The organism is Plantactinospora solaniradicis (assembly GCF_042658085.1).
Lineage (GTDB): Bacteria > Actinomycetota > Actinomycetes > Mycobacteriales > Micromonosporaceae > Plantactinospora > Plantactinospora solaniradicis.
On sequence record NZ_JBHSPR010000010.1, the window covers coordinates 194464 to 219268 of the forward strand.

A 24805-nucleotide genomic window follows, 5' to 3' on the forward strand; every position below is an offset into this window, starting at 1 on the left:
CGGCGCGGTGCCGCAGCTCCGGCCGGCCGGCACCGGGAGCCAGGGCATCAGCGGCTTCGGTCTGGAACCTCGCGCTACCGACCGCATGACACGGTTCGGGTCACGCGGTCAGTAGGCGGCAGTCCGTGGGCGAAGCCGGTCGGCGACGGTAGTCGTGGTGCCGCCGGTCAGCGGCCGGTCGACGTGCTGCCGCCCGTGAGCGGCCGGTCGACGCGGTCGGTCAACGGTAGTCGTAGTCGTCGGGATGCCCACCGGACCGTTGGCGGGGTTGACCGTACTGGGCGCCGCGCGGCACAGGGCCCTGGCCGTTCCGAGGCGGGCCGCCACGCTGGCCACCCCGCTGCTCGTCCGGGCCCGGCCGGGCTCCCCGGCCACCGCCGTGGCCGCCGGACGGCTGACCGCCGTAGACCCCACCACCACCGCCACCGGCCCGGGGACGCCCCGCCGGGGTCGGACCGCCAGCGGCGGGAGTTCCGCCGTACACCCCGCCACCGCCACCGCCGCCGCCGGGGGGCCGTCCGGAGGGACGCCCTGAGGGCCGTCCGCCGTACACGCCACCACCACCGCCACCGGCAGGCTGCTGACCGCCGTAGACCCCACCGCCGGCCGGCTTGCCGCCGTAGACCCCGCCACCGGCCGACCTGCCCCGTCCGGCAGGCTCGTAGTCGTCGGCCGGTCGGTCGCTGCGGTAACCGTCGCCGTAACCGCCGGACTGGGGTGGACCCCAGTTCGACCCGTCACCGTTGTCGTAACCCGAACGCCGGGGGTCCTGATCGTCACCGGGCAGGGCGCCCCGGCCAGCCCTCGGATCGTTGTCGTCGCCGTCCAGACCGGCGGCGCCCAGCCCGTCCTCCCGGGGGCGGCGCCGGGCCCGCACGATCCCGAAGATGCCGAGACCGACGAGTACGGCACCGATGACGCCGACCGCGGCGATGAGGTAGGTGATGTCGTCCAGGGTCAGCGAGTCGGTCCAGGACCCCGCGGCCTTCTTCGTCCCGCCCGCTTCCCCGTCCGCCGCTGCCGCCGCCACGACCTTGGCCGGGGTGTAGCTCAGGATCGTCACGTCCGTCTCCTCGTCGATCGAGTCGACGTCGGAAACGGTCAGGAAGGTCTTGCCGTCGGTGGTGTACGCGATCGCCTCGCCGAACGGATCCGCCAGCGGGGTGATCCGGGGCGTACCGCTGGTCAGCGTCTTGACGAGGTCGTTGTCCTTGACGTCCCACTCGAACGCGTCCGCGTACGTACGCAGCGCGATCCGGGTACCGTCCGGCGACCGGGCCGCTCCGGTGATGGTCAGCCGGCCCGCCGGACCGAACCGGTTGGCGGTGGTGGACTTGGGCAGCGTGATCTCGCCGGCCTTGGCCAGCGGCACCCCCTCGGAGCTGCCCTTCTGCAGTGCTTCGGACGGCCGGAAGATCTCCGCCTTGCCGGTCGTCTTGGTGATGATCAACGGCACGCCGTCGGCCCCGATCAACAGGGCCTCGGCGTCGTGGCGCTTGTCGCCGGGGAAGGTCAGCCGGTGCAGCGCCGGCTTGGACGTGCCGGCGATCGGCATGCTCCAGAGCACGACGCTGGTCCGGCGCTCCGTGTCGTTGTCGCCGATGTCCGCGATCCAGACCGTCTTGTTGTCCGGGGAGATCGCGAGATCCTCCGGGTCGCGCGGACTGCTGGCGTACTGGACCGCCTTCTTGACCTTGCACTTGCTGTCCAGCAGGAAGACCCGTTCCCGGTCGGAATCCTCACTGCTGTCGTTGACCGCCACGTAACCGCCCGAGGTGGCGACCAAGCCGGAAAGCTCGGTCATCCGCTCGTCGGGGATCGTGCAGACCTTCTTGCCGGCAGCGGCGGAGGCCGCGACAGCTCCGAAGCCGAGGCTCGCCCCGACCAGGCCAAGGCTCGACCCGAGCACGCCGGAGGCAACCAGCACGGAAGAGAGGACTCGCCGCATCCGACCAGTGTCGCATGCTGTCGCCGTTAACCGGGGAGGCGGCGTGATCAACCTGACGTTATCGGGCAAGGATGGGACCGGTCATCCCGCTACCTCCCGGTACGGCGCCAACTCCGCAGCGAGCGCCTCGTCCACCCGGACGTGCAGTTTCGTCCCCTCCGGCAGGTGTGCCGTGCCGAGCACCTCGCCCCGGCGGTGCACCCGGGCGACCAGGTCACCCCGGTCGTACGGCAGGACCGCCCGCACCTCGACCGCCGGGCGGGGCAGCCGGGCCTCGATGGCCGCCCGCGCGTCCTCGATACCCCGGCCGGTACGGGCGGAAACGAAGATCGCCTCCGGCCACTCCCGCTTGAGCCGGAGCAGCGTCTCCTCGTCCGACGCGTCGGTCTTGTTGACCACCAGCAACTCGGGCAGCTTGTCCGCGCCCACCTCGGCCAGCACCTCCCGGACCGCCCGCACCTGCTCCTCCGGGTCGGGGTGCGCGCCATCCACCACGTGCAGCACGAGATCGGCGTCGGCCACCTCCTCGAGCGTGGAGCGGAACGCCTCGACGATCTGGTGCGGCAGGTGCCGGACGAACCCGACGGTGTCGGACAGGGTGTAGACCCGCCCGTCGGCGGCGTACGCCCGGCGGGTCGTCGGGTCCAGCGTGGCGAACAGCGAGTCCTCCACCAGCACACCGGCGTTGGTGAGCCGGTTGAGCAGGCTGGACTTGCCCGCGTTGGTGTAGCCGGCGATGGCCACGCCCGGTACGCCGCTGCGGGTCCGACGGGCCCGCTTGGTGTACCGCGCCGTGCGCATGTTCTTGATCTCACGACGCAGCCGGGAGATCCGGATCCGGATCCGACGCCGGTCGGTCTCCAGTTTCGTCTCACCGGGACCACGCAGTCCGACGCCACCGCCCGCGCCGCCGCCCCGGCCGCTACCGCCGGCCTGCCGGGACAGGCTCTCGCCCCAACCACGGAGCCGGGGCAGCAGGTATTCGAGTTGGGCCAGCTCGACCTGGGCCTTGCCCTCCTTGCTCTTGGCGTGCTGGGCGAAGATGTCCAGGATCAGAGCGGTCCGGTCGACGACCTTGACCTTGGTGCGCTGCTCCAGGTTGCGCAGTTGGGAAGGGGACAGCTCACCGTCGCAGATCACCGTGTCGGCGCCGGACGAAAGGACCACCGAACCGAGGTCGTCGACCTTGCCGCGACCGATGTAGGTGGCCGGGTCGGGCCGGCTACGGCGCTGGATCAGCCCTTCGAGCACCTGCGAACCGGCCGTCTCGGCGAGCGCCGCGAGCTCGGTCAGGGAGTTCTCCGCGTCGGTCATGGTGCCGTCCGTCCAGACGCCGACCAGAACCACCCGCTCCAGCCGGAGCTGCCGGTATTCGACCTCGGTGACGTCCGCGAGTTCGGTCGACAGGCCCGCGACACGGCGGAGCGCCTGCCGGTCCTCCAGTTCCAGCTCGCCGCTGGTGACATCGCCGCTGCTGACATCGCCGTCGATGACGATGGCGTCGAGGTCCTCATCCGCCAGTCGAACGAAGCTTTCCTGGTCTCGCAAGCGTTCCTCCTGCTCTCCGTCGCTGTCGCGCGACCGCTTCCGTCACTGTCGCGCGATCCTCGGCGCCGGTGGGGCCTCTCGGGCCGCGACACCGTCGCGCACCCCTGTGTAACGCCCTGCCGCCGCCGACGATTCCGTGCACGTGGCGGCACCGGAGAGGCCCTGGTTACCCTTTGCGCCCTTTGGTGCCACTGTGTGCTCTGTTGGCAATCAATCGTGACATGCCCGTCCGCCAGACGCACCCGCTATATCCCGCCCACCTGGGCCGGCGGTGTCCCGCCCGCCTAAGCCGGCGGACCGGCAGGCCGGGGTACCACCCAGCTCAGGGCTGACGTCAGCGGCAGTTTCGGGGCCGCCTAGGGTGGTCCGGGTCGCCCGGTGGCGAGCTACGCCGGCCCGGGCGATGGCTACCCCTGGCCACAGGTCAGAATGCTGACGGCGGCAGCGAGGCCGCAGGAAGACGACGGAGGACCACGTGGCGATCACGCGACTGCCGAGTGCCGGATTCTCGATCACCATCCGGATCAGCGTGACGGCGGACGCCTCGGCCATCGGCCGCCTCACCACCTGCGTCGGCGAGGCCGGCGCCATCGTCACCGCGCTCGACGTGGTCGACTCCGATCCCACCACGGTGATCGTCGACCTGACCTGCGACACCGCCGACGCGACCCATGCCGACCAGGTGGTGGAGGCGTTGACCGCGCTGGACGGGGTGGACGTCCGGAAGGTGTCGGACCGGACCTTCCTGCTCCACCTCGGCGGCAAGATCGAGGTGTCCCCGAAGGTGTCCCTCCGCAACCGGGACGAGCTGTCCCGGGCGTACACCCCCGGAGTGGCCCGGGTCTGTCTGGCGATCGCGGAGAACCCGGCCGACGCTCGGCGACTGACCATCAAGCGGAACACCGTGGCGGTGGTCACCGACGGTTCGGCCGTACTGGGACTGGGCAACATCGGCCCGGCGGCGGCACTTCCGGTGATGGAGGGCAAGGCCGCGCTCTTCAAGCGCTTCGGCGGGGTGGACGCCTGGCCGGTGGTGCTGGACACCCAGGACCCGGACGAGATCGTCTCCATCGTGCGGGCGATCGCCCCCGGGTACGGCGGGATCAACCTGGAGGACATCGCCGCGCCGCGCTGCTTCGAGATCGAGAACCGGCTGCGCGAACTGCTGGACATTCCGGTCTTCCACGACGACCAGCACGGCACCGCGATCTGCGTACTGGCCGCGCTCACCAACGCGCTGCGCGTCGTGGGCAAGAAGCTCGCGGACGTCCGGGTGGTCGTCTCCGGAGCCGGCGCCGCCGGCACGGCGATCATGAAGCTGCTGCTCCGTCAGGGCGTCGGCGACATCATCGCGTACGACCGCCAGGGCGCCCTGCACCGCGGGCTGCCCGATCTCAACCCCGCCTGGCAGTGGCTGGCCGAGAACACCAACGCGGGCGGCTTCTCGGGTGACCTCCGCGCCGCGCTGCGCGGCGCGGACGTCTTCATCGGGGTGAGCGCCCCCAACCTCCTCACCGGCGACGACATCGCCACCATGGCGCCGGACTCGATCGTCTTCGCGCTGGCCAACCCGGATCCGGAGGTGGACCCGAGGGAGGCGCGCAAGCACGCCGCCGTGGTCGCCACCGGCCGGTCGGACCAGCCGAACCAGATCAACAACGTGCTCGCCTTCCCCGGTGTCTTCCGGGGCATGCTCGACGCGCACGCCGAGGAGTTCACCGAGGAGATGGCGATCGCCGCCGCCCGGGCCATCGCGGACGCGGTCGGCGCCGAGAAGCTCAACCCGACGGTGATCGTGCCGAGCGTCTTCGACCCCCGGGTGGCCCCTGCGGTCGCCGCCGCGGTCCGGGCCGCCGCACAGGCGCCGGCTCCCCCGCCGGCCGCCGACCCCGGTCCGGCCGACCTGCCCGAGATCGCCGCCGAGGCCGCCGCACCGGCCAGCCCACTCTCAAGCTGAGGTGTAAGGAAGGGCCCCTTCTTATCGTTTTCTGTAGAAGAAGGGGCCCTTGTTAACACTTGTCAGGCGGTCAGGCCCGCTAGGTTGATCTCGCCGTGCGCCACGAGGACGGCGGGACCGGCGAGCCAGCAGCTTTGCTCGTCCACCGTCACCGTCAGCCGGCCTCCGGGAACGTCGACGGCCACCACCCCGGCGGTCCGTCCGGCGTCGCGCAGCGCCACCGCCGCCACGGCACAGGTTCCGGACCCGCAGGACAGCGTCTCCGCCGAACCACGTTCGTAGACCCGCATCAACACGTGCAGGTCGGCGCCGTCGACCGGTGGCGCGGAGGCCACGAACTCGACGTTGACGCCGGAGGGGAAGAGCGCCGGATCGAACCCCGGTGACCGGGTGAGGTCCAGGCTCGCCAGGTCGACACTGGCCGGCAGTACGCAGACCAGGTGCGGGTTGCCACAGTCCACCGCGGTACCGGCCAGGGTGAACCCGCCGAGCGTGGCCACGCCACCGCCGCCGATCCGGGGCGGCCCCAGGTCGACGGAGATCTCTCCGTCCCCCACCTCGGCCCGGACCACTCCGGCCCGGGTGGCGATCGGCAGGGTGCCGCCGACCGGGTCCGCCAGTCCGGTGGAGATGAGATACCGGGTGAAGACCCGAACCCCGTTGCCGCACATCTCGGCCAACGAGCCGTCCGAGTTCCAGTAGTCCATGAACCACTCGGCCGTACCGGCGTGTTCGACCGCCTCGGGATGCTTCGCCGCCCGGACCACCCGGAGTACGCCGTCGGCGCCGATACCGCGCCGTCGGTCGCAGAGCGTGGACACGATCGACGGGGTCAGGTCGAGTTGACCGTCGGGGTCGGGCAGGAGCACGAAGTCGTTGCCGGTGCCGTGGCCCTTGCTGAACTGCACCCGTCCATCATCCCCGAACCGCCGCCGGCTCCTCCGGCCGCCCTCCGGGGCCGGCGTGCCCGCCCGATCCGTCCGGTCCCGGCCCCGCATCCCCGACCCGTCCGGTCCCGGCCCCGGATCCCCGATCCGTCCGGTCCCGGCCCCGGATCCTCAGTCCGTTCGGCCGAGCACCGCGAGTGCCGCCCCGAGAAGATCGTCCCGGTCCGCGTCCAGCCAGTTGATCCGGGAGTCCCGCCGGAACCAGGAACGCTGCCGGCGGACGAACCGGCGGGTCGCCTGGACCGTGTCGGCCCGCGCCTCGGGCTCCGACAACTCGCCGTCGAGCAGCCGCAGCACCTGCTGGTAACCGAGGGCCCGACTGGCCGTCCGACCGGCGGGGAGCCCCTGACCGACCAGGGACCGGGTCTCCTCGACGAGCCCGGCCGCCCACATCCGGTCCACCCGGACGGCGATCCGCTCGTCCAATGCGGTGGTCTCCAGGTCGACCCCGAGCTGGACGGCGTCGTACCAGGGGATGGGTCGGGGCAGCGACGCGGTGAACGGTGCCCCGGTCAGCTCGATCACCTCGAGCGCCCGGACGATCCGCCGCCCGTTGCTGGGCAGGATGTTCGCCGCCGCCGCCGGGTCGGCGCCACGCAACCGGGCGTACAACGGAGCCGCCCCCACCTCGGCCAGTTCCCCCTCCAGCCTCGCCCGCACCTCGGGATCCGTGCCGGGAAACTCGAACTCGTCCAGTACGGCTCGCACGTAGAGCCCGGAACCGCCGACCAGCAGCGGTACCCGGCCACGGGCCAGGATGTCGTCCACCGCCGCTCGGGCCAGTGCCTGGTACGCCGCCACGCTCGCCGGTTCGGTCACCGCCCAGATGTCCAGCAGGTGGTGCGGCACCCCGGCCCGCTCCGCCAGGGTCAGCTTGGCGGTGCCGATGTCCATCCCACGGTAGAGCTGCATCGAGTCCGCGTTGACCACCTCGCCGCCGAGGGCCCGGGCCAGCTCGATGCTCAGCCCCGACTTGCCGGCGGCGGTGGGGCCGACGATCGCGATCACCCTGCCCCGACCGGTCATGACGTCCCTGCGCCGCTCAGCACCGATTTCCTCGCTCCGCTCGGTCACGGCGTCCAGTTCGCGACGAAGTAGCTGACCCCGTACGGCGCTGCGTAGTAGGACAGGTCGCCCTGCCAGGGCAGTCCGGTCCGGGCCACCGCACCGGCCAGCGCCTGCCACGGCGTCCTGCCGGCGACCCGCAACCGCGCCGACAACTCCGGGTCGAGCCCGAGCAGGGCCGCACCGTCGGCTCCGGCGAGGGCCGCGGCGACCGCGTCGTCGTACGGTTCGGCGTCCGGATCGTCGTACCCCGGTGACCGTTCGCCCCGGCAGGCCGAGCCGTCGCCCATCACCAGCAGTGCGACCCGGTCGTCCGATTCGTCGACCAGGTCGCCACCGATCCGCCGGCATTCGTCCACCGGGGCGTCCGGCGCGATGCTCTGCCCGCCGCGTCGACCCTGCGCACCGGCCCGGTGCAGCAGCCAGGCCCCGACCAGCAGGCTGAGCGGAAGCTCCGGTCGGCCCGTAGGGTCGCCGGCCGCACCCAGTGACACGGTGCGGTCCAGCCCGTACGGCCGTAGGCTGCCATGGTCGGACTCCCCGTGCCGAATGGTCCCGGCTCCGGAGCCCAGTACGAGTACGGTGTCCGGCTCGGCCGCCAACAGCCGGCCGATCGCCTCGGCACAGGCGGTACGGAGACCGTCCAGTTCACGGGACGCCGTACTGGCGAGCTCCGGAATGATCATTGGTGGATTCGGGCAGATGGCTGCGGCGACCAGTGGCACGGGTCCACCGTAGCGGGCAGCGGACTGTACACCCGGAAGCCAGGCGATCCGGGTGCGGTCTAGGACACCGTATGGTCACGGTCGACGATAGGCGCTCGACGCGGACCGGGTTGGACCTGTGACAATGCCGGGAGAAACTTCGCTGCGCCGTGGCGGCGACCGCCGGGGACCCCCAACCCCGGTAGCGCCGGGAGAACGAGGATGGGCTCATGAGTGACTGGACTGCCTTTGGACGGGTGGATGCGGACGGGAACGTCTACGTCAAGACGGCCGAGGGCGAGCGCGTGGTCGGTTCCTGGCAGGCCGGAGCACCGGAAGAAGGCCTGGCTCACTTCGCCCGCCGCTTCGCCGATCTGGTCACCGAGGTGGATCTGACCGAGGCCCGGCTCAACTCCGGGGCCGCCGATCCGTCCGGCTCGTTGGCGACCATTCGCCGGCTGCGCGGCTCGCTGGCCGAGGCGCATGTGGTCGGTGACCTCGACGCGCTCGCCGCCCGGTTGGACCGGTTGGCCACCCTGGCGGAGGGCAAGGCCGGGGAGGCGCGGGCCGCCCGGGAGACCGCCCGGGCGGAGGCGGTGACCCGGAAGACCTCGCTGGTCGAGGAGGCGGAGAAGCTGGCCGCCGAGTCGACCGGCTGGAAGACCGCCGGTGACCGGCTCAAGGAGATCCTCGACGAGTGGAAGACCATCCGCGGCGTCGACAAGAAGACCGACGGTGAGCTCTGGAAGCGGTTCGCTGCCGCCCGGGACGGCTTCACCCGTCGCCGGGGTGCGCACTTCGCCACCCTGGACGCCCAGCGTAAGCAGGCCCAGGCGGCCAAGGAGGAGTTGGTCGTCGAGGCCGAGTCGCTGGCCGACTCGACGGACTGGGCGGCCACCGCCAACCGGCTCCGGGAGCTGATGGCACAGTGGAAGGCCGCACCCCGTGCCTCGAAGGAGGCCGAGGAGCGGCTCTGGGAGCGGTTCCGGGGCGCCCAGGACAGCTTCTTCTCCCGGCGCAGCGAGGTGTTCTCCGCCCGGGACGCGGAACAGCGCGGCAACCTGGACCGCAAGCAGGCCCTGATCACCGAGGCCGAGGCGCTGGACGTCGAGGGCGATCCGCGTGGCGCGCAGGCGAAGCTCCGGGAGATCCAGGGCCAGTGGCACGAGGCCGGCCGGGTGCCTCGCGAGGCCGCCGCCAGCCTGGACCGGCGGCTGCGCGCGGTGGACGACAAGGTCCGCCAGGCCATGGACTCCGCGTGGCGCCGGACCGAGCCGTCGGCCAACCCGCTGCTGACCCAGATGCGTGACCAGGTCGCCGAGGCCGAGCAGCGACTCGCGCGGGCGAAGGCCGCCGGTGACGCCAAGCGGATCCGCGAGGCCGAGCAGGCCCTGACCGCCAAGCGCCGGTTCCTCGAGCTCGCCGAGCAGGCGAGCTGAGCGACGGTCGTCCCGCCCCCCGCTCAGCCTCGGGCACCCCGGCCGTCACCGTCCACTCGCGACGGGTACGGCCGGGCCGAGGCTGACAGCCGGAGTTGACGGCCGGGGCCGGGCGACTGTCATCCGTTTACAAGCATCGGGAACCGTGCTTTCATTGCCAGGAAAGCGCTTGCCAAGGGCAACAGCAAGCGCGGGGGCCATCGTCTCGAACACGGCTTGGATCCGCGGCGCGGACCAGCCGGTCTCCGGAACCGCTGGGCACGGACTCCGGACCTGATCGGCGGAGCGTGCGTCGCATCCGGACGACAAGGAGAGCACGATGCTCGTACGACGGCGCCGGACGGCGCTGATCCTCGCCACTGCCGCCACCACTGCCGCGCTCGCCGGAGTCGGGGTCATCACCGCCGTCTCCGCGCACGCGGCGGTCGGCTGTTCGGTCAGCTACTCGGTCGCCTCGCAGTGGCAGGGCGGATTCGGTGCCAACGTCACCATCACCAACCTCGGCGATCCGCTGGGCGGCTGGACTCTTCGCTGGTCGTACTCGGCCGGGCAGCAGGTGACCCAGGCCTGGAACGCGACCGTGTCGCAGAGCGGCAGCCAGGTCACGGCCACCAACGTCGGCTACAACGGCAACGTCGGCACCAACGGCACCGCCTCGTTCGGGTTCAACGGCACCTGGAACTCCAGCAACCCGGCACCAAGCAGCTTCAGCGTGAACAACGTGACCTGCACCGGAGGGACCGCGCCCACCACGCCGGGGCCGAACCCGACGACGCCCCGGCCGACCACACCCGGCCCCACCACGCCTCCGCCGACCGGCCCGACGGTCCCGCCGCAGACCGGACTCGTCGGCTGGGCCACCCAGAACGGCGGCACCACCGGTGGCGGCAGCGCCGCCTCGACGACCGTGACCAGCGCCTCGGCGCTGACCACCGCCGTCGGATCCAGCAGCGCGGCGGTGATCCGGGTCTCCGGCACCATCTCCTGCTCCGGCATGCTGCGGGTCCGGTCCAACAAGACCATCCTCGGCGTCGGCTCCAACGCCACCATCTCGGGCTGCGGACTCAACATCAACGGCGACCGCAACGTCATCATCCGCAACATCAACTTCCACGGCTGGGACGACGACGCGATCAACGTCCAGGAGTCGGCGACCAACATCTGGATCGACCACAACAGCTTCACCGACGGGTACGACGGCGCGGTCGACGTCAAGCGCGCCTCGGACTTCGTCACCATCTCCTGGAACCGGGTGTACGGCCACGACAAGTCCATGCTGCTCGGGCACAGCGACGACAACGCCAGCCAGGACAACGGACACCTGCGGGTCAGCTACCACCACAACTGGTTCGACGGGTCCGGCCAGCGCCACCCCCGGGTCCGCTTCGGCAACCCCGTGCACGTCTACAACAACTACTACAACAACGTCAGCGGCTACGGCGTCGCCTCGACGGAGAACGCCGGCGTGCTCGTCGAGGGGAACTACTTCGAGAACACCGACGACCCGTACCACCTCGGTGAGGGTGACTCGGGGCCGGGCAGCCTGGTTGCCCGGAACAACCACTTCGTCAACTCGGGGAGTGGGCAGACCGGCGGGAGCGTCGCCGGTATTCCGTACTCGTACCAGCTCGACACCGCCAGCAACGTGAAGTCCATCGTGACCAGCGGTGCCGGCACCGGCCGCATCGGCCTCTAGAACTGTTAGGAAGGGCCCCTTCTTATGCAAAAAGCGATAAGAAGGGGCCCTTCCTTACACTGCGGGCGGGACGCCGACGGTGGGCAGGCCCAGTAGGACGCTGGTGGGGCGGGGTGCGCGGGCGGCCTCGGCGGCGTCGCCGGCCCGGGTGCGGCGGTGCGCGAGCGGCTCGCCGTCGGCGTTGAGGTGGTGCGGGGCGGCGTAGTCGATGGTGGTGTGCACGATGTCGCCCGGTCGGATCTGCCCGGCGTACGAGCCGGCGGCGAAGTGCACCAGCCGGCCGTCCCGGGCCCGGCCGGAGAGCCGCCCGGTGCGCTCGTCCTTGCGGCCCTCGCCGACCGCGACCAGCACCTCGACCGGGGTGCCGACGAGCTTGCGGTTCTCCGCCCAGGTGATCTCCTCGACCGCCGCGAGCAGTCGCTCGTAACGCTCCTGGACCACCTGCTTGGGCAACTGGTCCGGCATGGTGGCGGCCGGGGTGCCGGGGCGCTTGGAGTACTGGAAGGTGAAGGCGGAGGCGAACCGGGCCTCCCGGACGACGTCCAGGGTGCGGACGAAGTCGGCCTCGGTCTCGCCGGGGAAGCCGACGATGATGTCCGTGGTGATCGCCGCGTCCGGCATCGCCGCCCGGACCTTGGAAATGATCCCGAGGTACCGCTCGGCCCGGTACGACCGGCGCATCGCCCGCAGCACGTCGTCGGAGCCGGACTGCAACGGCATGTGCAGCGAGTGGCAGACGTTCGGCGTCTCGGCCATCGCGGCGATCACGTCGTCGGTGAAGTCCTTGGGATGCGGGCTGGTGAAGCGGACCCGTTCCAGTCCGTCGATCTCGCCGGTGGCCCGGAGCAGCTTGCCGAACGCGAGCCGGTCGCCGAACTCCACGCCGTACGAGTTCACGTTCTGGCCGAGCAGAGTGACCTCGAGCACACCCTCGGCGACCAGCGCGCGTACCTCGGCCAGGATGTCGCCGGGGCGGCGGTCCTTCTCGCGGCCACGCAGCGCCGGAACGATGCAGAACGTGCAGGTGTTGTTGCAGCCCACCGAGATCGACACCCAACCGGCGTACGTCGACTCGCGCCGGGTCGGCAGGGTGGACGGGAAGACCTCCAGCGACTCCAGGATCTCGACCTCGGCGGCGGCGTTGTGCCGGGCCCGCTCCAGCAGCACCGGCAGCGACCCGATGTTGTGGGTGCCGAAGACCACGTCGACCCAGGGAGCCCGACGGACGATCTCCCCCCGGTCCTTCTGGGCCAGACAGCCACCGACCGCGATCTGCATCCCGGGGTGCTTGTCCTTCACCGGGCGTAGATGTCCGAGATTCCCGTAGAGCCGATTGTCGGCGTTCTCGCGTACGGCACAGGTGTTGAAGACCACCACGTCCGGATCGTCGGCCTCGGCGGCCCGGATGTAGCCGGCCTGCTCCAGCAGTCCGGAGATCCGCTCGGAATCGTGCACGTTCATCTGGCAGCCGTAGGTGCGCACTTGATAGGTACGCGGGCTGCCGAGGGCTGCGGTAGTCATGACAGTGACAGAGTATCCGTAGCGGCCGGGGAGCCCGGTCCCGTGGGACGGCTACTCAGCCCCGGATGAGGAGGAACGCCATGTGTCGGAGTATCAAGACGCTTCGCCAGCCGTACGCCGAGATCGTCACCGAGGCGGACATCGAGGCGGCCGCGCTGCAGTACGTCCGGAAGATCTCCGGATTCCGCGCCCCAGCCGCGCACAACGCCCCGGCGTTCCAGGCCGCGGTGGCCGCGGTGACCGACGCGACCCGGACCCTGCTCGATCAGCTCGTGGTGCGGGGGAACGGTCAGGCGGCGGCGAGCGCCGGAATGACCGAGTCCGGCACCCAGCGGGACTGATGACACGGCGACCAGCCCCGGCAGCGGGGGCTGAGCACCGTACAGAGCCGTTGGTTGGAAAGGATCTCCCCGTCCTCGGTGTCCCGCACGTCGAGGTGCACCGGACGCATCGTGCCGTTCGCCGAGACCAGCAGGTGCCGCCCGGCGTCGAGGGTGTCGTCCGCCAGCAGGCAGCACCGGCCCAGCCGGCGGGCGAACGCCGCGATGGCGGTCACCTCCGGTAGCTCGGCCGGCACCCCGTAGCAGTCGACGGAGGTGGGATAGTCGCCCGGCCGGTGCCAGACGTCGACGAGCAGGGCACCGTGCGGCAGCCGCGCGAGGTCGATGCCGCCGAGCGGCAACACCGGTACGTCGAGCGCGTCGGCGAGCGCGAGGCGGATCTCCCTGGCGGCGAGGCGCCCCTCGGTCCTCCAGTTCCACAGCTCGATCATTGCCGCCTCCTCGCTGCGCTCCGTCGTGGTCGAATGCCTGGGTTCGGCCGGGGTTCCGGTCGGGGCCGGGTCGCCCGGTCCTCGGACGGTACGGCCTCACCCACGATGGTGCCGGGCACACCGGGTCGAGCGCGGCTAAGTTACCGGTCTGTGACCATATCCGCCGAAATAGACGACCCTTGACTACCTATTGTAGTCGGAGGATGCCGCCCTTCCAGCGCAGCGCGCCCGACACGCTCACCGAGCGTGGTCCGTTCGGACCAGTGGGGTCAGGCACCGGACAGTTTCGACCTGGCCGTGGTCCGACCTGGAGCCAGGACAACCGCCCGGACCCCCACGCCCGCTCCCGCACCCCGGGGACGCCACCCGCCCGCCGCCCCGGCCGATCTTCCGGATGGGGCACGCCCTACCATCGGGGACGGAACATCGCTGCTGGCCAGGGAGGCGGGCAGGTGCCTGGTGGTCCTCACGGTCTTCAAAACCGGCTAGGGCCATCCCCGCTCAAACCCGCTAGATCCTCTCGGGACCGTTTCGGCAGCTCAGCGGCACTCCCCCGTCATCGGTCATCCCGGCCCGATTTCCCCAGTCTCTCGCGGTCCGTGTCCATGGTGTGTCCATTGGGCACACCGAACGATCACCGCATCGGTCGGCCGAGATGCCGGTACACCGTCTTCCGCTCGACTCCGGCCCGGTCCGCGATCGTCGCAATCGGGATCTCCTGCTGGGCCGCCTTCGCGATCAACTCGTCCATCTCCTTGTCCAGCTTCTCGCGTCTGCGGGCGAGCCTGGCGATGGCGTCGAGCGTGGCCCGCTGTGCGTCGTCGGGCGTGAAGGTCGGTCGCGGCATGCGCTCAGGGTAACTGTTCCCCTTGACACACTCAACCATCCGCCATTAGTGTTTACATGTACCCAGTAACAAGCCCTGCTTCTCCCCCATAAATGCAGATGGGCCCCCGGCCAAGCGATCGCAACGCCGGCCGGGGACCACTTGATCAGGATGGAGCCCTGACCCATGACGGAGTATGTCAGCCAGAACGCCGCCGGACGGTCCCCGGCCGTCGACCTGCCGGACGTGGCGAAGTCCGCCGGCTGGCTCGCCGAGTGGGTGCTCGACCGGCCCATCTCCCGCGAGGCCGAGGACAACGCCGAGACGGTGACGGCCTTCCTGCGCCGGCTCACGATGCCCTGCCCCGACTTCTGCCAGACGAACCACGTGGCGAACTTCGAGATCGAGCAGGAACTCCGGATGCGGAACCACGAGGTGGCGTTGCCGCCGATCCGGGACGGTGAGCGGACCGTCGCGTCGGTGTCGGTGGTCGTGAACGACGACCTCACCACCGGGGAGCGCACGAAGCCGGTCGTGATGACGGAGGTCGGCGACGGGCTCACCCCCGCCCAGACCCGCGAGTACACCGACCAACTCGTGGTCGCCCAGGCGCTCGCCGCCACCGGCTCGTCGGCCGCCCTCGCCCCCGCCGCCGAGATCGCAGAGGAGGAGCTGCGCCGGCAGGACCACGCCGCGTTCCGGGCCAGCCTCGGCGAGGACACCGGCCTGTTCGACGAGGCGAAGCAGAAGACGCCGTGCCCGGACTGGTGCGTCATCGACCACACCAAGCAGTACGAGGAGTACGTGCGGGAGTGCTCGACCGGTGGCGAGGAGATCCCCGCCCTGTCGGGCGGCACGGTCAGCGCCAGCGTCGTGCAGTTCACCGACTTCCTGTCCGGCACCCGGAAGGCGCCGGAGGTCCGGGTCGGCGACCTCACCATCACCCCGGAGAACGCGATCGCGCTGGCCGAGCAGATCCGGAACGCCGCGATCTCGGCCCTGGCGCCGATGCTGATCCGCAACGAGAACCGGGGTGCCGACTGCGCCACCTGGTGCGTCCACCACGAGGGCGGCTGCGACGGCGAGTGCATGGGCAACCCGACCGACGTGCTCGCGTCCGCCGGGTACAAGGCGTACACCGACGGCGGCGGGATCCGGGTCGGTCTCGCCGAGTCGTACCCGATCATCACCGAGGACCGGAAGCCGGCCGTGTGCGTCAAGGTGTCCGGGCCGCGCAGCCTCGACGTCGACAAGGAGGCTTGGGTCGAGATGACCCCGGCCGAGGCCCGGCAGCACGCCGCCGCGATCCTGCGGCACGCGGACACGGCGGAGAGTGCCTGATGCGCGCCCTGCCGAGCCTGCCCGGCTGCGGGCAGCCCGCCACCGTGCGGATCGAGGTGTACTCCCCGGGACTGGGCAGCGACCGTGCCAGCCTCGACGCCGTGGCGTACGCGTGCGACAGCCACACCGGGGCGGTCGTGGCGATGCTCTTCGACGCTGGCCTGAGCCCGCAGCGGACGCCGTACCAGCCGCACCCCGAGGACGTCGTGTCGCCCGTGTGCGGCACCCTGCGCCGGCTCACTGGCCCGACCGAGCCGACCGACGCGGACGTGGCTGCCTACCTCGCCGCGATGCGGCTGCCGGAGCCTGGCCCGGTCGTACACCCGCCGTGGTGCGTGGGCACTGAGCAGCAGCCGATGCACTACTCGGCCGAGTTCCCGGTCACCGGCTCGGTCGCCCTCCAGATCCAGCAGGACCACCGCGTGACCGAGCCGGTCATCACGCTGATGCTCGGCCTCCAGCGCCGGGGCGTGTCGTTCCCGCTCGACGCCGCCGCCACGCTCGGCCGGCAGCTCCGGACGGCAGTACAGACGGCGGCCGGCTGATGGCCCGTACCGCCCCGTGCCAGCACCAGCCGGCCGGGAAGGGCAGGAACCTGTTCGTCTCGGCCGTCTGGTGGCTGCTCGTCGCCCTCGCCCGACTGCTTCGGCTGATCGCCATCGCGCTGGCCGCCGCGATCGTGTGGCTGTCGCCCCGGGTCTGGCGCCTGCTCCGCCGGGCCGTACGCGCCGCGTGGCGCCGGTGGCAGGAGTACCGCCACCCCCTGGCCGTCGAGGTCCCCGGACCGCCGGCCATCACCCGCCTACCTCACGGACACGTGCTCTGGTCCGAAGTCACGAAGGAGCCGACCCGATGACCCCCCGACAGTTGAAGCGGATCCGGTGGGCGGTGCGCGCCGTGCTGCTGCTCGGCGTCGCCGTGTCGATCACCGGCAACGTCCTTCATGCCCGCGACAACCCGATCTCGCAAGCGATCGCCGCCTGGCCGCCGCTGGCCCTGCTGCTCACCGTCGAGCTGATCTCTCGGGTGCCGGTGCACCGCCGATCGCTGGCGTTCACGCGCTGGGTCGCCACGGCAACCCTCGCCGGGATCGCGGCGTGGATCTCGTACTGGCACATGGTCGGCGTCGCAGCCCGGTACGGGGAAACCGACGCGTCGCCGTACCTGCTGCCGCTGTCCGTCGACGGGCTGGTGGTCGTCGCCTCGATCTGCCTCGTCGAGTTGGGTGGCCGGCTCCGCGACGCAGCCACCTCGGCCGGCACGGCGCAGCCTGCTGCCGCCGCCGAGCCCGTCACCGCACCGACGCCGGAGCCGGACCCGCCGGCCGAGCCGCCGACACCGGACGTCGAGGAGACCGACGCACCCGAGGAGCCCGTCACTGCTGGTCAGCGCGTGCGTCGCGACGAGCGGGCGGCGGATGACGTGGCAGCCACCATCCGCGCCCTCCGGGTCGCCAACCCGGACTGGTCCGCGCGTCGGATCGGCGTCGCGGTAGGCCGGTCGGAGGCGACCGTGCGGCGTGCTCTCGGCCCGGCCGACGTCGCGCCCGTATCGGGTCCACCGGCCACCGAGACCGCGTCACCCTTGCCGGCGATGGCTGGGGCGACGCAGGGAGGCGAGGGCTGATGCGTCAGTACCGGGTCCGGATCTACGACGGCGCGTACGAGGTGCTGTCCGGGCGGACGTACGTGGTCGACGTCGACCTCGACCGTCCCGGCTACGGCGGCATCCTCGACCGGCAGCTCGTCGCGCTCACCCGCGAGGCGGTCGCCGCCAACGAGCCGATGGATGTGCCGCGCCTCGAGCTGTGGGACGGCGACACCAAGGTTCTCGACTGGACGGGGGCGTGACCGTGCTGACTGCTCCCGCGCCGCCCCCGGCGGTTGAGCACGTGATGTCCCCGACTGCGGTCGCTGTCTTGCTGTTGTTGGCGTTGGTCGTCGACTACATGTCGGTGGGCCCGAACTCGCTGCGTGACCGGTTGGCGTTCCTCATGGCCGTACCGGCGGTGAGGGAGGGCTTCAACGATTCGCCGCTGGATCGGTGGACCGTCGACTCGCTGACCGGTCTGATCGAGGGCCTGCTCGACAAGACCGGCAGCGCCTACATTGCGGGCGCCTCGGTGAACGCCGTACTCGGCGCCGCGGTGGGCTGCCTGTTCCTCTACACCGTCGGCTGCCTGCTCCCGGTCAAGGCGTCCAAGAGGTTGGGCAGGTTCGCGGCCCTGACCTTCCCCGCGTCCAGCGCCGGCCGGCTCAACACGAAGCTGTGGATCTGCGCGGTCCTGCTCGGCCTGCTGTCCGACCTGCCCGGCGGTGCGGTCGGTGACGTCACGGTCTGGTCGATCGACCTGCTCACCAACCTGGTGAGCCCGTTGCCCGAGTGGCTGTTTGGAGCTGCGTGATGCTGACTATCGCTGCCGAGCAGGTTGACCGTGGCTGGGGCGGGCCGATCGGCCTACTCGCCGCTGTGGCTGTCTTCTGGGGACTCGTCGAGGCGCACCGGTACTTCAAGATCCGGAACTCCTCCCCTACCGCGCCGGCCGACGACACCGATGGGATCAACCCGCTGGTCGACGAGGTGTCTGACACCGATGACACCGACCGTGACACCTCGTGGTGGGGGCGGATCGTCGACCGGGACGGCCGCCGGGTCCGGCAGATCGAGCACGTGCTCCGGACCGGGTCGTCGCTCCCGGACGACGAGATCGACCTTGCCCTCGACGACGAGGACCCACACGTTGGCACCAGTGCCAACCTGCCGGAGACGCAGGCGGAGTTTGTCGACCGCCTCGACCTGGAGGGTGTGCCGTACGCCGAGATCGTGCGCCAGGCGATGGAGCGGTTCCGCATCTCCGAGGCGACGGTGAAGCGCCGGATCCGGGAGGTCCGGGAGGTGCGCAACCGCTGACCGGGTGGGGAAGTTCCCCGGCCAGGCTTTCAGTTCTGAAAGCCTGGCCGCCCCATCACCCGATGTGCGGTGGGCCGCCGGCAGTCCAGTGGCCGATCCGGAGCCGGACCGACTCGTGCATCGGCATGTCCGCCATGTCGTCCGGGTGAATCCACGCGACCTCCGTGGATTCGTCGGAGACGGCCAGCGTGCCGTCCACCGGCCGCGCCGTGAACACGACCACGAACTCCTGCCGCACCTCACCGTCGGCGTACGCGATCACGTGCCGGGGGTCGGTGTAGATCCCGAGGATGCCGGTCAGCTCGACGTCGAGCCCGGTCTCCTCCCGGGTCTCCCGCACCACCGCCTGGCCGAGCGTCTCGCCGAGTTCCATCGTGCCGCCCGGCAGCGACCAGTTCCCGGAGTCCGCCCGGCGCTGCAACAGGATCCGGCCCTGCTCGTCGACGACGAGCGCGGACCCACCCGGCACCAGCGACGTCAGCGCCGGGGCGTCCGGGTCGTCGAAATAGTCCACGCGGCGACTCACCGGCTGACCTCCAGCATCTGCACCGTGTCCCACACCTGACGGAACTGCTCGGCGAAGGTTTCGAAGATACCGAAGGCTGACAGCCGGCGAAGGTGCAACGCGGGATGCTGGTAGCCGCGGTACCGGAACAGGTGCGGCGTGGCTATGGCTTGGTTGTCGAACCGGAACCACGAGTTGTAGAGGTGCACGGTGTGGGTGCCGACCTGTACGCCCTCGACGTCGGCGATCCGGCCGAGCATCGTGAACGCGTTCCGGATCCGGCCGGGCAGGGTACCGCCGAGTTGCTCCAGCTCGTCGCGCTCCCGGACGTGGTCACAGTCCGGGTCGGCCAGCGCGATCCGGACCCGGGCGCCGTCCGCGCACTTCTCGGCGATCAGGTCATGGACATGAGGCGTCAGTTCGAACACGAACGGCGCGGCGTACCCGAGGATGTCGATCTGCTCCCGGGCCCCGGTGAGCAGACCGACCCACAGATCGGTCGGCACCTCGGCCCGGTGTGCGTACGCCGAGACGACCTCACCGGTGGATGCGAACCCGGGTGCCTGGTCGGGTCGGGCGGTCGGCCACAGCGCCGCCTCCTCTTCGCCCAGGGCCTCGGCGACGGCGAGTCGGTTCCGGCGGTGCGGCACCCGGCCGCCGATCCACCGGTCGATGGTCTTGCCGTCGACCCCGATCCGCTGGCCGAGCGCGGCCGAGTCGAGTTCGGCCCGCAGCATGGCTGTCCGCAGCCTGTCGTTCACACCCACGACGGTACAACTACGAACGGGACGTTTCCGGGACTCCAAAACGTCCGTTGATGCGTCCTGTGCGCCGTTCAGCCGTCCCGACGCGGTCCGTAGCGTCCGGCCCACGGACGCAGCGCGTGGACCGGCGGCAACCGGCTCTCGCTACGGCCAACAGCCGGGCGCCGCCTGACCCGTCAACACCGCGGGCGGTGCCCCCATACGGGGGCGTGGCGGTCGACGTCAGGGCCTGGTCGCCACGCCCCTCGGTCAGGGCAGGGGTGATACGCGTGTACGGCAACTGGAAAGCGGCACTCGACCGATACCGGGCCGCACGGACCTTGAAACAAGCCCAGGCCCAAGAGACTGCCGAAGCCGACCGGGCACAGCGGCGTGCGCTTGAAGACGTGGTGATCCAGCACGTGCCCGTCGGCCTCGAACTCAACCTTGAGTCATCCGACTGGCTGGAGCTGCACGGCCGGTCCATCACCCGCCGGCTCGACTTCGTGGTGTCGACCATCGTCCTGCCGATCATGTACCGGCAAGACGTCGGCTGGGTGCGGGTTTGGGGACATACCTTCGACTGCGGCACCGCGCCGGACCACGGCCCGTGCATCACCCTGATGGCCCGGGTCGGCGCCATCCTCGACGCGATGGCGCCGACGTCGTGAACGGCGAGTACAACCCCGCCGCCTGGTCCACCCTGAACGACCTCACCGCCACCCGGTTCCTGAACATGCACCGCGACGGGCGCCGCTGCTGGCACTGCAACCCGGTCACCGGGTACTGCCGCTGGCGGTCGTGGGCGGTCGAGCATCTGCTGTTCGACGGTGGGGAACCGGTGCCGGGGCAGGCTGCGGCGATCCTGACCCGAGGGATCTACCCCGGGTCGTTGACGGCGGTCGACCTGCGGAGCCTGGCCGACCAGCTCGCGGTGCGGCTGTGACCATCGACCCGGCCGCGGTGTGCATGCCCTGCTTCCGAGGCGACCAGGCGACGGCTGGCGACACACCGCACGGGTGCCCCGGCGCGGTCGTCATCGGCGACAGCGCGGAGGTACGGACCAAGCTGTGCGAGTGCCCGATCTGCTGGCCCGACGGCCTGCCACCGATGCCGCCGCCCCCGGTCTTCGGCGGCCCCGAGGGATCCCCGCTCGGCTGACGTACCACAGCGGCCCTTGATCAGGCGCTTGTCCACAGGCACCCCGGTTGTCCACAGCGCGGCAGTCTGGTGTGGCCGGTCGCGCCGCCGGCCGGGCAGGCTGTCGGTGTCGGGGTTGACCACCCTCCGGTCCGCCGGCCACGGCCACGGCAGGTGGGGCGAGCCGGTCGGAAGGCACCGACACAGATGCGGCCCCGTCCGGTCCCCTTCGGAGGGATCGGCCGGGGCCGCCCTTGTTTGCTGGATGCGAGACGGAGCCATCATCGCCCGGAGGCTCCGCGCCCCGCATCCAACCACGGGTAGTACGACCTGCGGCTGATCCCATCTGGCGCACATCTCCTCTAACTTCCCCACAGCGCAACTCCCGAGCGTCGAACGCGGGCGGCTGATCGGTCGGCTCGCTTGCCTCAGAAGGGATCAACATGCGATTTTCACGGGTGGTCGCAGGATTGGCAGCCGTCATCATGGCTGTTTCCGGGCTGACTCTGGCAACCGCCGCCCCCGCCAGTGCAGAAAGCGGCTCCTTGCGCGACCGCATGCGGCCGTCCGCACTTGTGCCGGCCGACGGCACCTGGGTTGCTTACGGCCGCACAAACCCGATCAGCTCCAGCCCCGCTAGGTGGGAGTGTGGACCCACCATTGAGTTCGACGCGGGTGTGTTGGCGCAGCCTTGCGCAATCAGGTCGGCAAATGGGCCTTCCATACAGGGGGCAGTCATCGTGCGCAACAGCCGAACCACCCTCGCCAGCGTGACAGCAATAGTGCGCCTGTACCATATTTACAACGGCGGCGCCATCATCGGCGAGTACGTATGTTCGTCATCGGGGGTTGCGGCGGGCACGTGGAAAGTGTGTTTCTCACCGACCCTTCAATTCACCTACGAGGTGGTTGCGGAAGGGTGGGCCAACGGTGACTGGATCGGCCTTTCATTTCCAATCCTAGACTAAGGCTCACTCCGCCCACGGCGACGGCAGGTGGTACCGCCAGGCTCGGAAGGCACCGACACAGCAAGAAGCGGGCCCCGACCTCCACACGGGAGGCCGGGGCCCGTCGGTGTACGGATGGATCAGACGTCGGTGTCCCGGGCGTTCGGGACCACGTAGACGCCGAGCGCGCCGAGGACCGCCAGCGCGATGGTGACGCCCTCGGTGGTGGACAGGGTGTCGTCGCCCATCGCCACGGCCAGCGCGGTGCCGCCGGCCACGATCGCGGCCACGATGGTCTTTGCGTACTTCGCTACCTTCACGGTGCCCTCCTCAGGGCGTGCAGAAGCCGACCGGGCGGACGCCGGGCCGGTGGTGTGCGTGGGGGGTTGACCAGGGCGTGTAACGAAATAACCGTCCAAGATCGCGTTCGTAACGAAATTCAGGGGTACGACCGGCCGTTCGTGCCCGGCCCAGGCCCGGAGGCAACCAGCGCCCGCAGACCCTCGATCGTGGCGTCCGGGCGCATGATGGCCATTCGGATCCGGTGCAGTTCCTTGGCCAGCTCGACCGCCTCGTCCCGGACCGTCCGCAGCTCGGTGTACGCCTGGCGGGCGGTCTCGTTCGCCTCCTTGGCTGCCTCCTCGAACTCGTTCATCGCGCTGACCACGGAGCCGACGACGATCTGTGTCGCCTCCGCTGTGGTCTTCTTGCGGCCGAAGAACGCGTTCGCCAGCGCGGCGAGCCCGGCCGTGCCGCCGAGCACACCGACGATCAGGGTCACCCACATCGGCCCGGTCACCGCAGGCTCCTCTCCGCGTCCGCGACGTGCCGCAGCTCCCGGAGGATCTGGGCGGCCCGCCACCATGAGCCCAGCGCGATGCCGACGACGAACGAGCCGGCGACGACCGCGGCCCATCCGCTGACAGCGAACAGGGCGACGCCGTACATGCCGGTGCCGCCGGCCAGCAGCAGTACTCCGCCCAGTTCGACCTTGAGCCCGGTGGCGAACCGGCCCCGCCACCAGGCGCCGACCAGCGCGGCGAGCCCGGAGGTCACCAGCAGCGCCACCCAGAGCACCTGCACCGGGTACGGCATCGACTCGGCCGCCGAGCGCGGCACCCGGTCGGTCAGCACCAGGGCGATCCCGCAGACGATCGCCGAGGCGTGGATCGCGACCTGGTACGGGTGCCGGCCGGTGACGACCGAGACGGGCTGCATCAGCCGGTCGGGGTGGCCAGCCGGCGGCCGAGCTCGTTCGCGACCCGCTCGGCCAGGTCCAGCGGGATCGCCGCCGCGATCGCTTCCGGCGACAGCCCGGCGAGCACCCCGGCGACGATCGACGCCACGTCAGCGTCCTGCCCGTCCAGCGCCGCCTTCAGCTCGGCCGGGTTGGTGGACTCCGTTGCGAGGATGGCGCGCAGGGCGTCCCGGGTCTGCCGCCCCCGCTGGCCGGCGACCCCGGCGGGCGGGTTGGCGGCCTGCATCAGGGCCAGATGCAGGCCCTTCTCTACGTCCTCAACTGACATCTCGTCGTCCTCTCCTCCGGCCAGCACCGCGGCGACGTCCCGCCGAAAGGTGGCCATGTTGAAACTCGGATCGGTCTTCCGACCCGGCGTGTGCTCCTTGTGGCCGACCAGCCGGGAGGCAGGCCAGCCGAGCCGGCGACACCATGCCGCCCAGCCCCGCACGTACGACCGGTACTGCACGTCCGGCCACGGCTCGGATCGGTTGTCGTTGCACGCCTCGGTCGACAAGGCGTAGGTGTTGCCCTTGCCCTTGTACGGACCGGCGGTGCCGGCCAGCGTCGAGTTGCAGCGGCCGGCGGACAGGACGTGCCAGACGCCGGCCCGGTCGATGGTTGCGTTCGCGATCGGCCCCGGCAGGTCGGACCGGCCGTTGCGGACCACGCTGATCTGCACGCTGTCCGCCTGCGACTTCGGCGCGGCGGTCGCGTGGATGACACCGAACGTCGGCGACCAGGAGCCGGGCCGGTCGTGGGTCTTCCAGTTGGAGTGCTCGACCACGGTCAGGCCAGCCTTGCGCAGCTCGTCAGCGAGCCAGGTCAGTGCCATGAATCCCTCCGCTCAGAAGATGGCTGTGATGATCACGACGCCGGGTGCGCCGGCACCGCCGGAGCGGGCGGCTACTCCGGCTCCTCCACCGTTGTTGCAGGCGCCGCTTCCGCCTGCGCCGTAGCCGCCGCCCGCGATGCCGTTCGCGCCGGAGTTGCCGCTACCGGTCGTCGGTCCGGGGGCGCCGAGATGGGATGTGCCACCGGCGCCGCCGATAGCCTGTGCGGCGCCGAAGCGGACCGAAGCGCCCCCGCCGCCGCCCCTGATCTGGATGTCGCCGGTCATGGATGGAGACGAGGTCAGCGGTCCCGGAACCGCGAAGATCGACGTATTCGGCCCGTTGACGGTGCCGCCGGCACCGCCTGCTGCTGACACCTGCGACCCGAAACTGGAGGTGGCGCCGTTGCCGCCGGTCGCTCCGGAGGCAGGCGTACCGCCAGCCCCGACCGTGACGGTTACCGGGCCTGTCACCTCGGACGCCGGGATCAGGCTCCGGACGTACGAGCCGCCCTCACCGCCGCAGCCACACGAGGTATTCCCCGCCCCCGCTGCGGGGGCTCCGCCGCCGGCACCGCCGCCGCCTTGGACCTCCACCACGTAGTACTTGGCTCCTGGGATCGGATCCCAGGTGGTCGACGACACGAGTATCTGCTGGTCCGGGGTCCGGAACGGCAGGACGGGCGGGGTGAGCCGATCTCCGGAGGCGATGTTGACGTCGACCATG

General features: G+C 70.9%; 29 protein-coding genes. 14 read left to right on the forward strand and 15 right to left on the reverse strand.

The genetic code is table 11. The annotated features are described in order from the left end of the window. Positions 1–220 precede the first annotated feature (220 nt). Both ACFP2T_RS13315 and hflX read right to left on the reverse strand, forming a co-directional pair. On the reverse strand, positions 221–1948 hold the full coding sequence (locus tag ACFP2T_RS13315; RefSeq protein ID WP_377421253.1) for a hypothetical protein: 1728 nt from the start codon (positions 1946–1948) through the stop codon (positions 221–223). Between the two features lie 81 nt (positions 1949–2029). Beyond that, on the reverse strand, positions 2030–3496 hold the full coding sequence (gene hflX / locus ACFP2T_RS13320; RefSeq protein ID WP_377421255.1) for a GTPase HflX: 1467 nt from the start codon (positions 3494–3496) through the stop codon (positions 2030–2032). A gap of 475 nt (positions 3497–3971) precedes the next feature. Here hflX and ACFP2T_RS13325 point away from each other — a divergent pair, with 475 nt between their 5' ends. Further along, positions 3972–5453: an NAD-dependent malic enzyme gene (locus tag ACFP2T_RS13325; protein ID WP_377421257.1), complete on the forward strand. Its 1482-nt coding sequence runs from the start codon at positions 3972–3974 to the stop codon at positions 5451–5453. A gap of 62 nt (positions 5454–5515) precedes the next feature. Here ACFP2T_RS13325 and dapF read toward each other — a convergent pair whose 3' ends face one another. From dapF to ACFP2T_RS13340, 3 genes are all read right to left on the reverse strand, one after another. After that, positions 5516–6361, reverse strand: a complete 846-nt coding sequence (gene dapF, locus ACFP2T_RS13330; protein ID WP_377421259.1) for a diaminopimelate epimerase — start codon at positions 6359–6361, stop codon at positions 5516–5518. A gap of 150 nt (positions 6362–6511) precedes the next feature. Then, complete coding sequence (gene miaA / locus ACFP2T_RS13335; protein WP_377422783.1) at positions 6512–7426, reverse strand: tRNA (adenosine(37)-N6)-dimethylallyltransferase MiaA; 915 nt, start codon at positions 7424–7426, stop codon at positions 6512–6514. A 44-nt stretch (positions 7427–7470) separates the two neighbouring features. After that, positions 7471–8151, reverse strand: a complete 681-nt coding sequence (locus ACFP2T_RS13340) for a class III extradiol ring-cleavage dioxygenase family protein (RefSeq protein WP_377421261.1) — start codon at positions 8149–8151, stop codon at positions 7471–7473. A 248-nt stretch (positions 8152–8399) separates the two neighbouring features. Here ACFP2T_RS13340 and ACFP2T_RS13345 point away from each other — a divergent pair, with 248 nt between their 5' ends. Then, positions 8400–9608 (forward strand): DUF349 domain-containing protein, encoded by a 1209-nt coding sequence (locus ACFP2T_RS13345; RefSeq protein ID WP_377421263.1) that lies wholly within the window; start codon positions 8400–8402, stop codon positions 9606–9608. Positions 9609–9927: 319 nt separating this feature from the next. Beyond that, positions 9928–11304 carry a pectate lyase family protein gene (locus tag ACFP2T_RS13350; protein ID WP_377421265.1) on the forward strand — a complete coding sequence of 459 codons (1377 nt, stop codon included), beginning with the start codon at positions 9928–9930 and terminating at the stop codon, positions 11302–11304. Between the two features lie 54 nt (positions 11305–11358). On the opposite strand, the gene miaB is transcribed toward ACFP2T_RS13350, so the two are convergent. Continuing rightward, on the reverse strand, positions 11359–12825 hold the full coding sequence (gene miaB / locus ACFP2T_RS13355; RefSeq protein ID WP_377421267.1) for a tRNA (N6-isopentenyl adenosine(37)-C2)-methylthiotransferase MiaB: 1467 nt from the start codon (positions 12823–12825) through the stop codon (positions 11359–11361). Positions 12826–12905: 80 nt separating this feature from the next. Here miaB and ACFP2T_RS13360 point away from each other — a divergent pair, with 80 nt between their 5' ends. Continuing rightward, positions 12906–13166: a DUF2277 family protein gene (locus tag ACFP2T_RS13360; protein ID WP_377421269.1), complete on the forward strand. Its 261-nt coding sequence runs from the start codon at positions 12906–12908 to the stop codon at positions 13164–13166. Here the strand turns inward: ACFP2T_RS13360 and ACFP2T_RS13365 are convergent. Further along, positions 13115–13597, reverse strand: coding sequence for a hypothetical protein (locus ACFP2T_RS13365; protein ID WP_377421271.1), 483 nt, complete (start codon positions 13595–13597; stop codon positions 13115–13117). The genes ACFP2T_RS13360 and ACFP2T_RS13365 overlap by 52 nt on opposite strands. Before the next feature lie 634 nt (positions 13598–14231). Then, a complete protein-coding gene (locus ACFP2T_RS13370) occupies positions 14232–14444 on the reverse strand; it encodes a helix-turn-helix domain-containing protein (protein ID WP_377421273.1) in 213 nt (70 codons plus the stop codon). Positions 14445–14609: 165 nt separating this feature from the next. On the opposite strand from ACFP2T_RS13370, the gene ACFP2T_RS13375 reads away from it, so the two are divergent. From ACFP2T_RS13375 to ACFP2T_RS13405, 7 genes are read left to right on the forward strand one after another with little or no spacing between them, the layout of a single operon-like run. Continuing rightward, complete coding sequence (locus ACFP2T_RS13375; RefSeq protein ID WP_377421275.1) at positions 14610–15764, forward strand: DUF6907 domain-containing protein; 1155 nt, start codon at positions 14610–14612, stop codon at positions 15762–15764. Beyond that, entirely contained in the window at positions 15764–16309 is a 546-nt protein-coding gene (locus ACFP2T_RS13380; RefSeq protein ID WP_377421277.1) for a hypothetical protein, read from the forward strand. Before ACFP2T_RS13375 ends, ACFP2T_RS13380 begins: the two co-directional genes overlap by 1 nt. Then, positions 16309–16620, forward strand: a complete 312-nt coding sequence (locus ACFP2T_RS13385) for a hypothetical protein (RefSeq protein ID WP_377421278.1) — start codon at positions 16309–16311, stop codon at positions 16618–16620. Before ACFP2T_RS13380 ends, ACFP2T_RS13385 begins: the two co-directional genes overlap by 1 nt. Beyond that, complete coding sequence (locus tag ACFP2T_RS13390; RefSeq protein WP_377421280.1) at positions 16617–17390, forward strand: DUF2637 domain-containing protein; 774 nt, start codon at positions 16617–16619, stop codon at positions 17388–17390. The genes ACFP2T_RS13385 and ACFP2T_RS13390 overlap by 4 nt, the downstream gene beginning before the upstream one ends. Beyond that, the gene (locus ACFP2T_RS13395) at positions 17390–17614 is read left to right on the forward strand and encodes a hypothetical protein (RefSeq protein WP_377421281.1); all 225 of its coding nucleotides are present in this window, start codon (positions 17390–17392) and stop codon (positions 17612–17614) included. The genes ACFP2T_RS13390 and ACFP2T_RS13395 overlap by 1 nt, the downstream gene beginning before the upstream one ends. Positions 17615–17658: 44 nt before the next feature. Beyond that, positions 17659–18168 carry a hypothetical protein gene (locus ACFP2T_RS13400; RefSeq protein ID WP_377421282.1) on the forward strand — a complete coding sequence of 170 codons (510 nt, stop codon included), beginning with the start codon at positions 17659–17661 and terminating at the stop codon, positions 18166–18168. Beyond that, the gene (locus ACFP2T_RS13405) at positions 18168–18674 is read left to right on the forward strand and encodes a hypothetical protein (RefSeq protein WP_377421284.1); all 507 of its coding nucleotides are present in this window, start codon (positions 18168–18170) and stop codon (positions 18672–18674) included. Before ACFP2T_RS13400 ends, ACFP2T_RS13405 begins: the two co-directional genes overlap by 1 nt. 55 nt (positions 18675–18729) lie before the next feature. Here ACFP2T_RS13405 and ACFP2T_RS13410 read toward each other — a convergent pair whose 3' ends face one another. Both ACFP2T_RS13410 and ACFP2T_RS13415 read right to left on the reverse strand, forming a co-directional pair. Further along, on the reverse strand, positions 18730–19200 hold the full coding sequence (locus ACFP2T_RS13410) for an NUDIX domain-containing protein (RefSeq protein ID WP_377421285.1): 471 nt from the start codon (positions 19198–19200) through the stop codon (positions 18730–18732). Continuing rightward, positions 19197–19916, reverse strand: coding sequence for an XRE family transcriptional regulator (locus tag ACFP2T_RS13415; protein WP_377422785.1), 720 nt, complete (start codon positions 19914–19916; stop codon positions 19197–19199). Before ACFP2T_RS13415 ends, ACFP2T_RS13410 begins: the two co-directional genes overlap by 4 nt. A gap of 296 nt (positions 19917–20212) precedes the next feature. Between ACFP2T_RS13415 and ACFP2T_RS13420 the strand changes: the two genes are divergently transcribed. The 3 genes from ACFP2T_RS13420 to ACFP2T_RS13430 are packed head-to-tail and all read left to right on the forward strand — an operon-like array spanning position 20213 to position 21083. Next, positions 20213–20593 carry a hypothetical protein gene (locus tag ACFP2T_RS13420; protein WP_377421287.1) on the forward strand — a complete coding sequence of 127 codons (381 nt, stop codon included), beginning with the start codon at positions 20213–20215 and terminating at the stop codon, positions 20591–20593. Next, on the forward strand, positions 20590–20868 hold the full coding sequence (locus ACFP2T_RS13425) for a hypothetical protein (RefSeq protein ID WP_377421288.1): 279 nt from the start codon (positions 20590–20592) through the stop codon (positions 20866–20868). Before ACFP2T_RS13420 ends, ACFP2T_RS13425 begins: the two co-directional genes overlap by 4 nt. Beyond that, positions 20865–21083 carry a hypothetical protein gene (locus tag ACFP2T_RS13430; RefSeq protein WP_377421290.1) on the forward strand — a complete coding sequence of 73 codons (219 nt, stop codon included), beginning with the start codon at positions 20865–20867 and terminating at the stop codon, positions 21081–21083. Before ACFP2T_RS13425 ends, ACFP2T_RS13430 begins: the two co-directional genes overlap by 4 nt. A gap of 1066 nt (positions 21084–22149) precedes the next feature. On the opposite strand, the gene ACFP2T_RS13435 is transcribed toward ACFP2T_RS13430, so the two are convergent. From ACFP2T_RS13435 to ACFP2T_RS13455, 5 genes are all read right to left on the reverse strand, one after another. Continuing rightward, positions 22150–22329: a hypothetical protein gene (locus ACFP2T_RS13435; RefSeq protein ID WP_377421292.1), complete on the reverse strand. Its 180-nt coding sequence runs from the start codon at positions 22327–22329 to the stop codon at positions 22150–22152. A 119-nt stretch (positions 22330–22448) separates the two neighbouring features. Beyond that, positions 22449–22808, reverse strand: coding sequence for a hypothetical protein (locus tag ACFP2T_RS13440; protein WP_377421294.1), 360 nt, complete (start codon positions 22806–22808; stop codon positions 22449–22451). Further along, positions 22805–23227 (reverse strand): hypothetical protein, encoded by a 423-nt coding sequence (locus ACFP2T_RS13445; protein ID WP_377421296.1) that lies wholly within the window; start codon positions 23225–23227, stop codon positions 22805–22807. Before ACFP2T_RS13445 ends, ACFP2T_RS13440 begins: the two co-directional genes overlap by 4 nt. After that, on the reverse strand, positions 23227–24081 hold the full coding sequence (locus tag ACFP2T_RS13450) for a peptidoglycan recognition protein family protein (RefSeq protein ID WP_377421297.1): 855 nt from the start codon (positions 24079–24081) through the stop codon (positions 23227–23229). The genes ACFP2T_RS13445 and ACFP2T_RS13450 overlap by 1 nt, the downstream gene beginning before the upstream one ends. A 12-nt stretch (positions 24082–24093) precedes the next feature. Next, positions 24094–24804, reverse strand: coding sequence for a glycine-rich domain-containing protein (locus ACFP2T_RS13455; protein WP_377421299.1), 711 nt, complete (start codon positions 24802–24804; stop codon positions 24094–24096). Position 24805: the final 1 nt, after the last annotated feature.

What these genes read in the sequence shown, in the direction of transcription:
- ACFP2T_RS13375 (WP_377421275.1), top strand. Translation starts at nt 14,610, where the DNA reads ATGACGGAGTATGTCAGCCAGAACGCCGCCGGACGGTCCCCGGCCGTC.
- ACFP2T_RS13385 (WP_377421278.1), top strand. Translation starts at nt 16,309, where the DNA reads ATGGCCCGTACCGCCCCGTGCCAGCACCAGCCGGCCGGGAAGGGCAGG.
- ACFP2T_RS13380 (WP_377421277.1), top strand. Translation starts at nt 15,764, where the DNA reads ATGCGCGCCCTGCCGAGCCTGCCCGGCTGCGGGCAGCCCGCCACCGTG.
- ACFP2T_RS13415 (WP_377422785.1), bottom strand. Translation starts at nt 19,916, where the DNA reads ATGCTGCGGGCCGAACTCGACTCGGCCGCGCTCGGCCAGCGGATCGGG.
- ACFP2T_RS13390 (WP_377421280.1), top strand. Translation starts at nt 16,617, where the DNA reads ATGACCCCCCGACAGTTGAAGCGGATCCGGTGGGCGGTGCGCGCCGTG.
- ACFP2T_RS13445 (WP_377421296.1), bottom strand. Translation starts at nt 23,227, where the DNA reads ATGCAGCCCGTCTCGGTCGTCACCGGCCGGCACCCGTACCAGGTCGCG.
- miaA (WP_377422783.1), bottom strand. Translation starts at nt 7,426, where the DNA reads ATGACCGGTCGGGGCAGGGTGATCGCGATCGTCGGCCCCACCGCCGCC.
- ACFP2T_RS13370 (WP_377421273.1), bottom strand. Translation starts at nt 14,444, where the DNA reads ATGCCGCGACCGACCTTCACGCCCGACGACGCACAGCGGGCCACGCTC.
- ACFP2T_RS13340 (WP_377421261.1), bottom strand. Translation starts at nt 8,151, where the DNA reads ATGATCATTCCGGAGCTCGCCAGTACGGCGTCCCGTGAACTGGACGGT.
- ACFP2T_RS13400 (WP_377421282.1), top strand. Translation starts at nt 17,659, where the DNA reads ATGTCCCCGACTGCGGTCGCTGTCTTGCTGTTGTTGGCGTTGGTCGTC.
- ACFP2T_RS13315 (WP_377421253.1), bottom strand. Translation starts at nt 1,948, where the DNA reads ATGCGGCGAGTCCTCTCTTCCGTGCTGGTTGCCTCCGGCGTGCTCGGG.
- ACFP2T_RS13365 (WP_377421271.1), bottom strand. Translation starts at nt 13,597, where the DNA reads ATGATCGAGCTGTGGAACTGGAGGACCGAGGGGCGCCTCGCCGCCAGG.
- ACFP2T_RS13450 (WP_377421297.1), bottom strand. Translation starts at nt 24,081, where the DNA reads ATGGCACTGACCTGGCTCGCTGACGAGCTGCGCAAGGCTGGCCTGACC.
- ACFP2T_RS13405 (WP_377421284.1), top strand. Translation starts at nt 18,168, where the DNA reads ATGCTGACTATCGCTGCCGAGCAGGTTGACCGTGGCTGGGGCGGGCCG.
- ACFP2T_RS13395 (WP_377421281.1), top strand. Translation starts at nt 17,390, where the DNA reads ATGCGTCAGTACCGGGTCCGGATCTACGACGGCGCGTACGAGGTGCTG.
- ACFP2T_RS13345 (WP_377421263.1), top strand. Translation starts at nt 8,400, where the DNA reads ATGAGTGACTGGACTGCCTTTGGACGGGTGGATGCGGACGGGAACGTC.
- ACFP2T_RS13350 (WP_377421265.1), top strand. Translation starts at nt 9,928, where the DNA reads ATGCTCGTACGACGGCGCCGGACGGCGCTGATCCTCGCCACTGCCGCC.
- miaB (WP_377421267.1), bottom strand. Translation starts at nt 12,825, where the DNA reads ATGACTACCGCAGCCCTCGGCAGCCCGCGTACCTATCAAGTGCGCACC.
- ACFP2T_RS13360 (WP_377421269.1), top strand. Translation starts at nt 12,906, where the DNA reads ATGTGTCGGAGTATCAAGACGCTTCGCCAGCCGTACGCCGAGATCGTC.
- ACFP2T_RS13455 (WP_377421299.1), bottom strand. Translation starts at nt 24,804, where the DNA reads ATGGTCGACGTCAACATCGCCTCCGGAGATCGGCTCACCCCGCCCGTC.